Consider the following 11,973-nt stretch of genomic DNA (forward strand, 5'->3'; position numbering starts at 1 on the left):
CTCAGTCCGCGCCGTGCCGCCGCAGGCGCAGCGCGTAGGTGAAGCGGTCGGCGGGAAACACGCTGACCGTGATCTCGAAAGGCCCGTTGCCGCGCTCGCTCTGGTACCAGCGGGTCACTTCCAGGGCGTGCGTGTCCTCGGCCACGCCCAGCGGCTGCGCGGCCTGCGGCGGCACGCCCACGGCGCGGATTTCCTGCACCACCTCGGTCACCGCGCAGCCGTAGCGCTGCTCGATCATCTCGCAGATGAGCCCGGTGCTCCGGTGCAGCTGGTCGCCCAGCTCCGCGCCGATCTCCGGGTCCAGGTACACGTCCGTCCAGCATAGCGGCGCGTCGGGCTTCTGCATGTCCACGCGCAGCATGGACACGCACAGCCACTTCTGCAGCACCTCGCATTTCAGCCGGGCGGCCAGCGCGGCGTCGCACACCACCTGCCGCACGTGCTGCACGTGCCGCTCGGTGACGCTGGCGAACTGCATCAGGTCTTCCAGGTCGGACATCGAGCGCTGATAGGGCTTGCGCGGTTCGGAGGCTTCGATGCGGATGCCGGCGCGCTTGCGGCGCGAGATCAGGCCCAGCTCCTGCACCACCTGCAGGGCCGAGCGCAGCGTGGCTCGGCTGACGCCGTACTGCTGCGACAGCTCGACTTCCGGCGGCAGCGACGCGCCCACGGCCAGCTCGCCGCGCTTGATCTGCCCGATCAGTTCCTGTGCCAATTCCATGTAACGCGCGGCCATTCTCGATCCCGTAACCCGTTTGCCCGGACTCTACACGCTGGGGCGGCCTTGTCCAATGACTAGGGTAAACCCCTATTACGCAAGCGCGAACCAATCCAATAAAGTTCGGACTTAATAAAAATGTACGTACTTATTTTAATTGCACGGAGACCGAGTGATGGGCGTTCCCACCCCAACCACCACCAATGACGCGGGCACCAGCCCCTTCTATACCCGCCTGGGCTTCCAGATCACCGCCGGCATCGTGCTGGGTATCGCGCTGGGGTTCATCGAGCCCAAGCTGGGCATGTCCATGAAGGTGCTGGGCGACATCTTCCTGCGCCTGATCAAGACCGTGGTCGCGCCGCTGGTCTTCCTGAACCTCGTGCTCGGCATCCTGGCCGCGGGCGACCTGAAGAAGGTCGGCAAGATCGGCTTCAAGGCGCTGATCTATTTCGAGATCGTGTCCACCATCGTGCTGGCCATCTCCATGGTGCTGGCCAACTATTCCGGCGTCGGCATCGGCATGCATCTGCAGTCCGACGCCGCGGCGCAGGCCTCGGCCCAGGCGGCCTACGGCAAGGCGGCCGCGCCCAGCTTCGACGCCTTCCTCACGTCCATGATCCCGGACAGTTTCGTCGGCACGCTGACCGGCCATTCGCTGCTGCAGGTGGTGGTGCTGGCCATCGCCTTCGGCGCGGCCGTGCTGATGCTGACCGCCAAGACGCGCACCTCGGTCGAAGGCGCCTTCACCACGATGTCCGAATGCTTCTTCAAGCTGACCGACCTGGTGATGCGCTTCGCGCCCATCGGCGCATTCGGCGCCATCGCCTACGCCATCGGCGCCAGCGGGAGCCAGGCGTTGATCTCGCTGGGCTACCTGTTGCTGGTGATGTACGCCATCCTGGCCTTCGTGGTCGTCGGCGTGTTCGGCGTCATCCTGCGCTGCGTGGGCATGAACATTTTCCACTTCCTGCGCTATTTCAAGTCCGAGATCGGCATCCTGTTCGCCACGGGCTCGTCCGAGAGCGCCTTCCCGCGCCTGATGGAGAAGCTGCAGGCGCTGGGCTGCTCGAAGCAGACGGTCAGCCTGGTGCTGCCCACGGGTTATGCCTTCAACCTGGACGGCACCTCGGTGTACCTGCCGCTGTGCGTGATGTTCCTGGCCAACGCCTACGGCGTGCCGCTGACGTGGGAGCACCAGCTGGGCCTGCTGCTGATCATGCTGGTGACGTCCAAGGGCGCGGCCACCGTGTCTGGCGGCACCTTCATCGTGTTCGCCGCCACCGTCACGGCCTCGGGCATGCTGCCCATCGAGGGCCTGCCGCTGCTGTTCGGCATCAACCGCTTCACCTCGCAGGCCGTGTGCATCTGCAACGCCATGGGCAACAGCGTGGCCACCGTGGTGGTTGCCAAGCTGAACGGCGATTTCGACGAGCAGGCGGCGCGCGCCGAATACCACCGCGCGCTGGGACGGCCCGCCAACGCTTCGCTGTAGCGGCGGCGCGGCGGACCGCGATCCGCCGCGTGCCGCGTCTTTCGTATCTCCTTCAAGGTCAGTATTCATGAAGATCACCGACGTACGGGAAATCTCCGTGCCGATGGAAGGCAACGTCGCCAACGCATTGGTCAACTTCTCCGAGCACGACATCTCGCTGGTGGCGCTGGTCAGCGACGTGATCCGCGACGGCAAGCCCGTCATCGGCTACGCGTTCGACTCCATCGGCCGCTATGCGCAGGGCGGCATCCTGCGCGACCGCATGATCCCGCGCCTGAAGAAGGCGGCGTCAGAGTCGCTGCTGGACCCCGGCGGCCGCCGTTTCGATCCGGCCCGGGTGCTGCAGACCGTGATGCGCAACGAGAAGCCGGGCGGCCATGGCGACCGCGCCGCGGCGGCCGGCGCGCTCGAGCTGGCGGTGTGGGACCTGAACGCCAAGCTGGACGACGAGCCGGCGCACGTGGGCATCGCGCGGCATTTCGGCCGCCAGGGCAAGACCGGCGGCGTGGACGTGTACGCCGCGGGCGGCTACTACTATCCCGAAGATGGCGCCTCCGACGGCACCGCGCGCCTGCGCGAGGAGCTGCTGCGCTATCGCGACCAGGGTTTCCAGGCCTTCAAGATGAAGATCGGCGGCGCGCCGCTGGCCACGGACCTGAAGCGCATCGAGGCCGCGCTGGCCGTGGCGGGCGATGGCAGTCGCCTGTCGGTCGACGTGAACGGCCGCTACGACCTGGAGGCCGCGCTGGCCTGCGCGCGCGCCATCGAACCGTACCGCCTGCGCTGGTACGAAGAAGTGGGCGATCCGCTGGACTACGACCTGAACCGCCGCCTGACCGACGCCTATCCCTTGCCGGTGGCCACCGGCGAGAACCTGTTCTCGCTGCCGGACGTGAACAACCTGGTGCTGTTCGGCGGCATGCGGCCGGGCAAGGACATCTTCCAGATGGACGCGGGCCTGTGCTACGGCCTGACCGAGTATGCGCGCATGCTGGACCTGCTGGAGACGCGCGGCTACAGCCGCGCGCAGGCCTATCCGCACGGCGGGCACCTGATCAACCTGCACATCGCGGTGGGCCTGGAGCTGGGCGGCTGCGAGGCGTACCCAGGGGTGTTCCAGCCGTTCGGCGGCTATCCCGAGGGCTGCGGCCTGGGCGGCGGGCTGGTGCGGCCCACCGACGCGCCCGGCTTCGGCCTGGAACAGAAGACCAACCTGCGGCCCTGGCTGGACAAGCTGGCCGGGCTTTGACGAGGACACAGCCATGACTTTCTCCGCTTTCCAGGGCGCCACCACGGTGCTCGACTCCGTGCTGTTTCGCGACGCCTTCGGCACGCCCGCGATCCGCGAGATCTTCTCCGACCGCGCATTGATCGAACGCTACATCGAGGTCGAGGTGGCGCTGGCGCGCGCGCAGGCCTCGTGCGGCGTGATCCCCGCCGATGCGGCCGACGAGATCGCCCGCCATTCGAAGTTCGATTCGCTGGACCTGGACCACCTGCGCCACGAGACCGACATCGTGGGCTATCCGATCCTGCCGCTGGTGCACCAGCTGGTGAAGCTGTGCGGCGACGCCGGCCGCTACGTGCACTGGGGCGCGACCACGCAGGACATCATGGACACGGCCGTGGTGCTGCAGGTGCGCGCCGCGCTGGACCTGGTCGACGCCGACATCGCCGAGCTGCGCCGCATCCTGGCGGACCTGGCCGTGCGCCACCGCGACACGCCGATGGCGGGCCGCACGCACCTGCAGCAGGCGCTGCCGATCACGTTCGGCTACAAGGCCGGCATCTGGCTGGCGATGTTCGATCGCCACGCCGAGCGCCTGCAACAGCTGCGTCCGCGCGTGCTGGTGGGCCAGTTCGCCGGCGCGGCGGGCACGCTGGCCTCGCTGGGCGAGCAGGGCCTGGACGTGCAGCGCGCGCTGATGCGCGAACTGGGCCTGGGCGTGCCGGCCACCACGTGGCACGTGGCGCGCGACGGCCTGGCCGAAGCGGTGAACTTCCTGGCGCTGGTCACGGGCTCACTGGGCAAGATCGCGCTGGACGTGATGCTGATGGCGTCCACGGAGTTCGCCGAGGTGTACGAGCCCTTCGTCACGGGCCGCGGCGCCAGCAGCACGATGCCGCAGAAGCGCAACCCGATCTCCAGCGAACTGATGCTGGCCGCCTCGAAGGCGGTGCGCCAGCATGCCGGCCTGATGCTGGACGCGATGGTGCAGGACTTCGAGCGCGCCACGGGCCCGTGGCATGCCGAATGGATGGCTGTCCCCGAAAGCTTCGTGCTGACGGCGGGGGCGCTGAACCAGGCGCGCTTCATGCTCGGCGGACTGATCGTCGACACGGACCGCATGCGCAAGAACCTGGGCATCACGTCGGGCCTGATCGTGGCCGAGGCGGTGATGATGGGACTGGCGCCGCACATGGGAAGGCAGCAGGCCCACGACGTGGTGTACGCGGCGTGCCGGCACGTGAATGAGCAGGGCGGCACGCTGGCGGACGCGCTGGAAGCCGTGCCTGAAGTGTCGAAGCACTTCGATCGCGCGGCACTGGAGCGCCTGACGGCGCCCGAGAACTATCTGGGGTCCGCGCCGCAGATGGTGGACCAGGTGGTGGGAGCGGGGCGGTCGTAGGTTTGTTATTTCCGGTGCCGCTGGTCATGTCTTCCGCGGGATCGGCAGCGCTCATTGGCGCGAGGCGTCGGCTTCGATCGGGCGCGTGGTTTGCGCTCGAAGCCGTCCTCTGCGCGGCGCCGGGGGCCGCGCCGGCCAAGTCGTCAGGCTCGGGCGCGCCACCAGGCGCCCTCGGTCCCCTACGGGGACTTCCCTTCCTCCAATTGGCCGTCACGGCCCCCGTCGCCGCACAGAGGACTCATTCCTGTGTCATGCGACGGTCCTGAGCAGCAGGGGTCGGCATGCATCGTCGATTCGAGAGAGCGGCTGATCTTCGCCTGCTGTCCGCCTCATCCTGCTCTGCGCGCGTAAGCCTGTTTTTCTCTCTCCATTTGTTTTCGCGCTGCTCGATCCATTGAATCACTGCATTGATAAACGGTCTGGCGATCCTCCTTCAGTGCATGGAGAGCAGGTGCCCTCTCCGGCTGCATGATGCGCGCGAATGGATGCCGATTGGCCAGACCGCCAAGCCATTGTTGCCAGTGCTTGCGATCCGCGCGGAACCACTGGTTCGATGCATCCATCGTATGCAAACGCACGATTTCCATCGCGCTTGCCATGGCCTTGCGCTCGCCGGCCCGCACAGCGGCGGACCCAAGAACCAAACAGAGACCGCACCACCTCACACGCGCCAGGCAAGAAACCGCAGCGTCACCCAAAGAACCAATAGCAAACGAAGATCGACGACAACACCCCCGCCAGATCCGCGATCAACGCGCACCCGATCGCATGCCGGGCACGGACGATACCCACCGCCCCGAAATACACCGCCAGCACATAGAACGTCGTCTCCGTGCTCCCCTGCATCACCGCCGCCAGCAGCGCCGGGAAACTGTCCACCCCGAAGTGCGTCATCGTCTCCAGCATCATGGCGCGCGCCGCGCTGCCGGAGAAAGGCTTCACCAGCGCCGTGGGCAGCGCGTCCACGAAGCGCGCGTCCCAGCCCGCCGCGTGGGCCAGCCAGCGGATGCCGTCCAGCGCGAAGTCCAGCGCGCCCGAGGCGCGCAGTACCCCCACCGCGCACAGCATCGCCACCAGATAGGGCAGCAGGGTGCGGGCCACGTCGAAGCCTTCCTTCGCGCCCTCGATGAACTTCTCGTAGACCGGGATCTTCTTCCATGCGCCGATCACCAGGAACGACAGCAGGATGCCGAACAGCGCCAGGTTGCCCAGCAGCGACGACAGCGCCGCGATGGCGCTGGCGGTCATGGTGGACAGCAGCGCCATGAAGCCGCCCAGCAGCAGCGCGCCGCCGCCCAGCCAGGCCAGCGCCACCGGATCGTGCAGCCGCAGGCGCTGGCAGGCGGCCACGGCCAGGAGGCCCACCAGCGTGCCGATGCTGGTGGCCAGCAGGATGGGCAGGAACACCAGCGTGGGATCGGGCGCGCCCTGCTGCGCGCGGAACATGAACAGCGTCACCGGCAGCAGCGTCAGCGACGAGGCGTTCAGCACCAGGAAAAGGATCTGCGCGTTGGTGGCCGTCTCGGGCGTGGGGTTCAGCGTCTGAAGCTCGCGCATCGCGCGCAGCCCGATGGGCGTGGCGGCGTTGTCCAGGCCCAGGCCGTTGGCCGCGAAATTCAGCGTGATCAGGCCGATGGCGGGATGGCCGCGCGGCACCTCGGGCATCAGCCGCGCGAACAGCGGGCCCAGCAGGCGGGCCAGCTTCTCGACCAGGCCGGCAGCCTCGGCGATGCGCAGGAAGCCCAGCCACATGGTCAGCGTGCCGAACAGCAGCACCATCACCTCGACCGAGGTGCGGGCCATGTCGAACAGGGCAGCCACGATGTGGCGGAACACGTCGGCATCGCCCCAGCCGATCCACCGCACCAGGCCGGCGGCGGCCGCCGCGATGAAAAAGGCCAACCAGAGTTTATTGAGCATCGACGAAGGCGGGGGACAGGGCTGCGCGAAACGGCCATTGTCGCAGAGTGGCCGGCGGGCGAAACACGGCGTTTGCGCGCGTGGCGCGGCACGCGGATTCGTGCATGTGGCATGGTCGGCAACTGAAGTGTGACTGAATCGGCCCTGTTTTGTAGCAATCGACATGTCAGGAAAACATTGAGAACACTCTCGTAACTGACACCGAAAAATGGGTCCGTATAATCCGGGTCCTTGGTAGTAACCCTTAGGCCAGATAGATGTGCCATCGCACTGACGCACGGGTCCGACGGACGAATCCGCCGACCTCCTGTCCTGGCTGACGCCACCGCGCGCGGCCGTCTTCCTCATCACTCTCATTGTTTCCAGGCGACCGGTATTCACCGGCCGCGGGGATTCCCTTTGCCTTTCACTTCAGAACGAGGAGCTCTCATGATCGTCAAGAATGCGATCCGGTCGCTGGCCGTGGCAGCCTGCGTATTTGCCCTGTCCGCATGCGGGGACGACAAGCCCAGGCAGGCCGACGCGCCGAAGGTGTCGAACGACCAGGCCGAGGTGCAGAAGTACAACGCCTATGTGGGCGTGGCCAACTCGGTGAACAGCTCGTATGGCGAGGAACTGGAGAAGTACCAGAAGTACATCCAGCCGACGTTCGAGGGCAAGGAGCCGATGAAGGACCTGTCCTACTACTCGTCGTTCAACATGGACCGCACCAGGGAACAGCTGGACAAGGCCGTGGCCATGAAGCCCGAGATGGCTGAATTGGACGGCCCCGCCCGCAAGTACAGCGAGGCGCTGGCCAAGGCCGCGCCGCTGTACAACGACATGACGCAATACATCAGCGCCAAGACCTACACCAGCGACAAGGGCGCCCATGGCCGCGAGATCCAGCCCGCGTTCATCGAGAGCATGACCGCGCTGGCGCAGGCGCAGGAAGGCTACTTCGACGGCATCGAGGCCAAGGACCGCGCCCGCACCAAGGCCGAGTTCGAGAACGCCAAGAAGGACACCCAGGCCTACTTCCGTGCCGGCATGGTCTATTACAGCAAGGACGCCATGGACCACGCCGAGGGCGTGTTCGACGGCAGCGGCCTGGGCGACAGGAAGGATGCCTTCAAGCAGTCGGTGGACCAGTTCAACACCATGGCCACGAGCTACGACGCCAAGGTGCGCGAGTCCAACCAGAAGGGTTGCCCGTCGTTCATGATGACGGCCAATGCGTTCACGGCCACCAGCCGCTCCATCATCGAGCGTACCGAGGACGGTTCGTACGTGAAGGAAGCCAAGGAGCACAAGCCGTACATGCCGCAGACCCAGGCCGTGCGCGACGCCTACTCGCTGCGCCAGCACTTCAACAACCTGGTCAGCGCGCTGAACACCAACCGCTGCTGATCGCGGCGCCTTTTCCCCGCGGGGAAAGGACTTCGGGCCCGTATCGCCATGGCTGGCGGGACGGGCCCGAATCGTTTCAGGTGTTGCGGGTTTGCCCCGCGCCGGGATGCCCCGCGCCCTCAATCATCCTGGTTCGGGTCCATGCCGGGGAACAGGATCTCGGTGTAGCCGAACTTCGAGAAGTCCTGGATGCGCGAGGGATACAGCCGGCCGATCAGGTGGTCGCACTCGTGCTGCACCACGCGGGCGTGGAAACCTTCGGCCTCGCGGTCGATGGCGACGCCCTGCGGGTCGAAACCGGTGTAGCGGATGTGGCGATGGCGCGGCACCACGCCGCGCAGGCCGGGCACCGACAGGCAGCCTTCCCAGCCGTCTTCCATCTCGTCGGACAGCGGCGTGATGACCGGATTGCAAAGCACGGTCAGCGGCACCGCGGGCGCGTCTGGATAGCGCTCGTTGTGCTCGAAGCCGAAGATCACCAGCTGCAGGTCGACGCCGATCTGCGGCGCGGCCAGGCCCACGCCGTGCGCGGCCACCATGGTCTCGAACATGTCGCGGATCAGTTCGTCCAGGGCAGCGCTGCCGAACTCGGTGACCGGCGCGGACACACGCAGCAGCCGCGGGTCGCCCATCTTGAGAATGGGATGGATCATGGCGGCGTCAGTCGGCGCGGCCGCTGCGTTGGATGAACTCGATCTTGTAGCCGTCCGGATCCTCGACGAAGGCGATCACCGTGCTGCCGTGCTTCATCGGGCCGGCCTCGCGCGTGACCTTGCCGCCTTTCTCCTTGACCTTGGCACAGGCCTCGTAGGCGTCATCGACTTCCAGGGCGATGTGGCCGTAGCCGTTGCCCAGGTCGTACTTGTCGGTGTCCCAGTTGTGGGTGAGCTCGATGACGGCGCCTTCGGCTTCGTCCTGGTAGCCCACGAAGGCCAGCGTGAACTTGCCATCGGGATAGTCCTTGCGGCGCAGCACGCGCATGCCCAGGACGTTGGTGTAGAAATCGATGGACTGGTCCAGGTTGCCGACGCGCAGCATGGTGTGCAACATACGCATGATGGGGTTCCTCGGTACGAAGAGAGACGACGAAAGCCGTCATCGTAGCAAGAAACCCCTGGGGAAAACCCTTCAGTCCGAGCCCAGGCCCAGGGTGTTCGGCTGCCGTTTCTCGATGGCGAACTTCAGCAGCGCCGCGCTGCGGAAAATGCCGTGCGCGAACTTGCCGTAGGGCAGGGTCAGGAACAGCGCCATCACCACGCCCAGGTGCAGCGCCAGCATCAGTCCCATGACCTGCGTGTCGCGCAGCGCCAGCAGCAGCAGGCCGGTCAGGCTGATCAGGAACAGCAGCGCGATGAAGCCGCGGTCCATCGGCCGCTGCGCGGTGTCGCCCTGCAGCGGATGGCGCTTCACGTTCAGCCACAGCAGGCCGGCCGGCCCGATCAGCAGGCCGATGCCGCCCACCGTGCCCAGCAGCACCGGGGCGCTGAAGAACGGATAGGGCGCGTGCCAGTCCAGCAGGTAGTGGTAGAGCGTGGCCACGCAGGTGGCCGCGAAGCACAGCATGAAGCCGTAGAACGTCAGGTGGTGGAAGCGCCGCCGCGCCAGCGAGAACGCGTCGTCCTCGTCGTTGCACCCCTTGCCGTGCCCGCCGCCCAGGTAGCGCAGGCGCAGCGCGTCGTGGGCGGCCTCGGCCAAGGCCGGACCGCTGGCGGCGCCCGGGCTGACGTCGCGCCAGAAGCGCGTCACGCCGATGCCCAGCGCCACCATGGCGAACACGAACACCACGCCGAACATCAGCGCCAGCGTGTTGTGCGGGAAGATGGCGTAGAAGTTGCCTGCCAGCGGTTCGTGCAGCAGGCCGCCGGCCATATGCGCGGCCAGGGCCAGGAACAGCACCAGCGCCGCGGCCGCGATCAGCGACACGGCCAGGCCGTTGCGCTTGTACAGGCCGCCCAGCGCCGCGGGCCAGGCGTAGTCGCCGTAGGTCTGCACCCGCACCTTGGCCATGGCCTGCGGCACGTTCACCATGAATTCGTGCGGCGGCGCGTACTGGCACGCATGCAGGCAGCCGCCGCAGTTGTGGCACAGGTTGGCCAGGTAGTTGATGTCGCCCTTGCCGAACTCCAGCCGCCGCGTCATGGCGGGGAACACGGCACAGAAGCCCTCGCAGTAGCGGCAGGCGTTGCAGATCTGCATGACGCGCGCCACCTCGGCCTCGTCGGCGGTCAGGTCCACGCTTTGCGGCTTGCGGCGGTGCAGCTGCACGGGTTGTTCGTAGGGGGCGCGGTCGTCGGCGGACCGGCCGCCGGTGGCGCCGCCACCGAAGTCCTGCGCGCCGCGGGTCAATTCTTCAAGCTGCTGCACGCTGTGCTCCTGCCGTCGTGTTCGATTGTGCCGCCGCGGCTGCCGCGGCCTGTGTTCCGGCGATGCGGCCGAAGGCCGTGCCGATCGACATGCCCACCCCAGCCGTATAGCCCTTGCCCAGCACGTTGCCGGCCATCATCTCGCCGGCCACGAACAGGTTCTGGCTAGGCTTTCCGTTGAAGCGCACGGCGGCCGTCTCGTCGACCTTCAGGCCCAAATAGGTGAAGGTGATGCCCGGGCGCACGGCATAGCCGAAGTAGGGCGCCGTATCCAGCGGGCGCGCCCAGTGCGTCTTGGCGGGCTCCACGCCTTCGGTGTGGCAATCGTCCAGCGTGGTGTGGTCGAAGGTTCCGACGCGGCAGGCCGCGTTGTAGGCCTCGATGGTCTGCATGAACTGCGCCTCGTCCAGTTCGAGCTTGCGCGCCAGTTCCGGCAGGCTGTCGGCGCGCACGCCGGGAAACACCGGCGGCATGAAGCGGCCGACGGCCTTGGCGTCGATGATGGAATAGGCGATCTGGCCGGGCTGCAGGGCGGTCAGGCGGCCCCAGATGGCGTAGCGCTTGGGCCAGAAGTCCTCGCCCTCGTCGTAGAAGCGCCTGGCCTCGCGGTTCACCACCACGCCCAGCGACACGCAGTCGATGCGCGTACAGATGCCGCCGTCGTACAGCGGCGCGCGCGCGTCGATGGCCACGCAATGCGATTGCGAGGGATCGCCGATGATGTCCGCGCCGGCGTCGATCATGAACTTCAGCAGCACGCCGGTGTTGAAGCGCGTGCCGCGGATCAGGAAGTTGTCGGCCGGCCATTCGCCGCGCTCGTTCTGGCCCCAGGCCTCGCGCAGCCACTCGCGGTTGGACTCGAAGCCGCCGCAGGCCAGCACACAGGTCCGCGCCTCGATGCGTTCGTCGCCGATGCGGGCTGCCACGAAGCGGTCGCCGTCCAGTTCCAGCGAGTCGACCAGCGCGTCGTAGCGGATCTGCACGCCCAGCGCCTCTGCGCTGCGGAAGTAGGCGTTGACCAGGGCCTTGCCGCCGCCCATGAAGAAGGCGTTGGTGCGCGCCACGTGCAGCGCGCCCGACAGCGGCGGCTGGAAGTTCACGCCGTGCTTGCGCATCCAGTCCCTACAGGTGGAGGAGGCGCGGATCACCAGGCGGGCCAGGTGTTCATTGGTCTGGCCGCCCGTCACCTTCAGCAGGTCCTGCCAGAATTCTTCCTCGGGATAGGCCTCGACCAGCACGTCCTGCGGCGCGTCGTGCATACAGCGCAGGTTGCGGGTGTGTTGGGAGTTGCCGCCGCGCCATTCGCGCGGCGCGGCTTCCAGCAGCAGCACGCTGGCGCCGGCCTCGCGCGCCATCAGTGCGGCGCACAGCGCCGCGTTGCCGCCGCCGATTACCAGTACGTCGATCATGTGTCTTGTCCGGATGGGTGAGGGGCGACTATAGAAACGTCGCCGGGCC

General features: G+C 67.1%; 11 protein-coding genes. 4 read left to right on the forward strand and 7 right to left on the reverse strand.

Annotation, left to right across the window (positions count from 1 at the left end):
* Position 1: 1 nt before the first annotated feature.
* The gene (locus FS845_RS14240; RefSeq protein WP_186332286.1) at positions 2–721 is read right to left on the reverse strand and encodes a GntR family transcriptional regulator; all 720 of its coding nucleotides are present in this window, start codon (positions 719–721) and stop codon (positions 2–4) included.
* A gap of 172 nt (positions 722–893) precedes the next feature.
* Between FS845_RS14240 and FS845_RS14245 the strand changes: the two genes are divergently transcribed.
* From FS845_RS14245 to pcaB, 3 genes are all read left to right on the forward strand, one after another.
* Positions 894–2,213: a cation:dicarboxylate symporter family transporter gene (locus tag FS845_RS14245; RefSeq protein ID WP_144636362.1), complete on the forward strand. Its 1,320-nt coding sequence runs from the start codon at positions 894–896 to the stop codon at positions 2,211–2,213.
* A gap of 67 nt (positions 2,214–2,280) precedes the next feature.
* Positions 2,281–3,462: an enolase C-terminal domain-like protein gene (locus FS845_RS14250; RefSeq protein WP_144636366.1), complete on the forward strand. Its 1,182-nt coding sequence runs from the start codon at positions 2,281–2,283 to the stop codon at positions 3,460–3,462.
* A 13-nt stretch (positions 3,463–3,475) separates the two neighbouring features.
* Entirely contained in the window at positions 3,476–4,843 is a 1,368-nt protein-coding gene (pcaB, locus tag FS845_RS14255; RefSeq protein WP_144636370.1) for a 3-carboxy-cis,cis-muconate cycloisomerase, read from the forward strand.
* A 329-nt stretch (positions 4,844–5,172) separates the two neighbouring features.
* On the opposite strand, the gene FS845_RS14260 is transcribed toward pcaB, so the two are convergent.
* Positions 5,173–5,430 carry a hypothetical protein gene (locus FS845_RS14260; RefSeq protein WP_144636374.1) on the reverse strand — a complete coding sequence of 86 codons (258 nt, stop codon included), beginning with the start codon at positions 5,428–5,430 and terminating at the stop codon, positions 5,173–5,175.
* Between the two features lie 103 nt (positions 5,431–5,533).
* Positions 5,534–6,763, reverse strand: a complete 1,230-nt coding sequence (locus tag FS845_RS14265; RefSeq protein ID WP_144636378.1) for a nucleoside recognition domain-containing protein — start codon at positions 6,761–6,763, stop codon at positions 5,534–5,536.
* A gap of 429 nt (positions 6,764–7,192) precedes the next feature.
* Between FS845_RS14265 and FS845_RS14270 the strand changes: the two genes are divergently transcribed.
* Positions 7,193–8,152: a YiiG family protein gene (locus tag FS845_RS14270; protein WP_144636381.1), complete on the forward strand. Its 960-nt coding sequence runs from the start codon at positions 7,193–7,195 to the stop codon at positions 8,150–8,152.
* A gap of 119 nt (positions 8,153–8,271) precedes the next feature.
* Here FS845_RS14270 and def read toward each other — a convergent pair whose 3' ends face one another.
* From def to tcuA, 4 genes are all read right to left on the reverse strand, one after another.
* Positions 8,272–8,805, reverse strand: coding sequence for a peptide deformylase (gene def, locus FS845_RS14275; RefSeq protein WP_144636385.1), 534 nt, complete (start codon positions 8,803–8,805; stop codon positions 8,272–8,274).
* Positions 8,806–8,812: 7 nt separating this feature from the next.
* Positions 8,813–9,208: a lactoylglutathione lyase gene (gloA, locus tag FS845_RS14280; RefSeq protein ID WP_144636388.1), complete on the reverse strand. Its 396-nt coding sequence runs from the start codon at positions 9,206–9,208 to the stop codon at positions 8,813–8,815.
* A 72-nt stretch (positions 9,209–9,280) separates the two neighbouring features.
* Positions 9,281–10,516, reverse strand: a complete 1,236-nt coding sequence (gene tcuB / locus FS845_RS14285; RefSeq protein ID WP_144636391.1) for a tricarballylate utilization 4Fe-4S protein TcuB — start codon at positions 10,514–10,516, stop codon at positions 9,281–9,283.
* Entirely contained in the window at positions 10,503–11,924 is a 1,422-nt protein-coding gene (gene tcuA, locus FS845_RS14290) for an FAD-dependent tricarballylate dehydrogenase TcuA (protein ID WP_144636395.1), read from the reverse strand. The genes tcuB and tcuA overlap by 14 nt, the downstream gene beginning before the upstream one ends.
* Positions 11,925–11,973: the final 49 nt, after the last annotated feature.

Source organism: Bordetella genomosp. 13 (genome assembly GCF_007679965.1).
Taxonomy (GTDB): domain Bacteria; phylum Pseudomonadota; class Gammaproteobacteria; order Burkholderiales; family Burkholderiaceae_B; genus Bordetella.

Excerpts from the sequence above, each read along its gene's own strand:
- FS845_RS14245 (WP_144636362.1), top strand. The coding sequence starts at position 894 with ATGGGCGTTCCCACCCCAACCACCACCAATGACGCGGGCACCAGCCCC.
- def (WP_144636385.1), bottom strand. The coding sequence starts at position 8,805 with ATGATCCATCCCATTCTCAAGATGGGCGACCCGCGGCTGCTGCGTGTG.
- tcuA (WP_144636395.1), bottom strand. The coding sequence starts at position 11,924 with ATGATCGACGTACTGGTAATCGGCGGCGGCAACGCGGCGCTGTGCGCC.
- FS845_RS14250 (WP_144636366.1), top strand. The coding sequence starts at position 2,281 with ATGAAGATCACCGACGTACGGGAAATCTCCGTGCCGATGGAAGGCAAC.
- pcaB (WP_144636370.1), top strand. The coding sequence starts at position 3,476 with ATGACTTTCTCCGCTTTCCAGGGCGCCACCACGGTGCTCGACTCCGTG.
- FS845_RS14240 (WP_186332286.1), bottom strand. The coding sequence starts at position 721 with ATGGAATTGGCACAGGAACTGATCGGGCAGATCAAGCGCGGCGAGCTG.
- FS845_RS14265 (WP_144636378.1), bottom strand. The coding sequence starts at position 6,763 with ATGCTCAATAAACTCTGGTTGGCCTTTTTCATCGCGGCGGCCGCCGCC.
- gloA (WP_144636388.1), bottom strand. The coding sequence starts at position 9,208 with ATGCGTATGTTGCACACCATGCTGCGCGTCGGCAACCTGGACCAGTCC.
- FS845_RS14260 (WP_144636374.1), bottom strand. The coding sequence starts at position 5,430 with ATGGAAATCGTGCGTTTGCATACGATGGATGCATCGAACCAGTGGTTC.
- FS845_RS14270 (WP_144636381.1), top strand. The coding sequence starts at position 7,193 with ATGATCGTCAAGAATGCGATCCGGTCGCTGGCCGTGGCAGCCTGCGTA.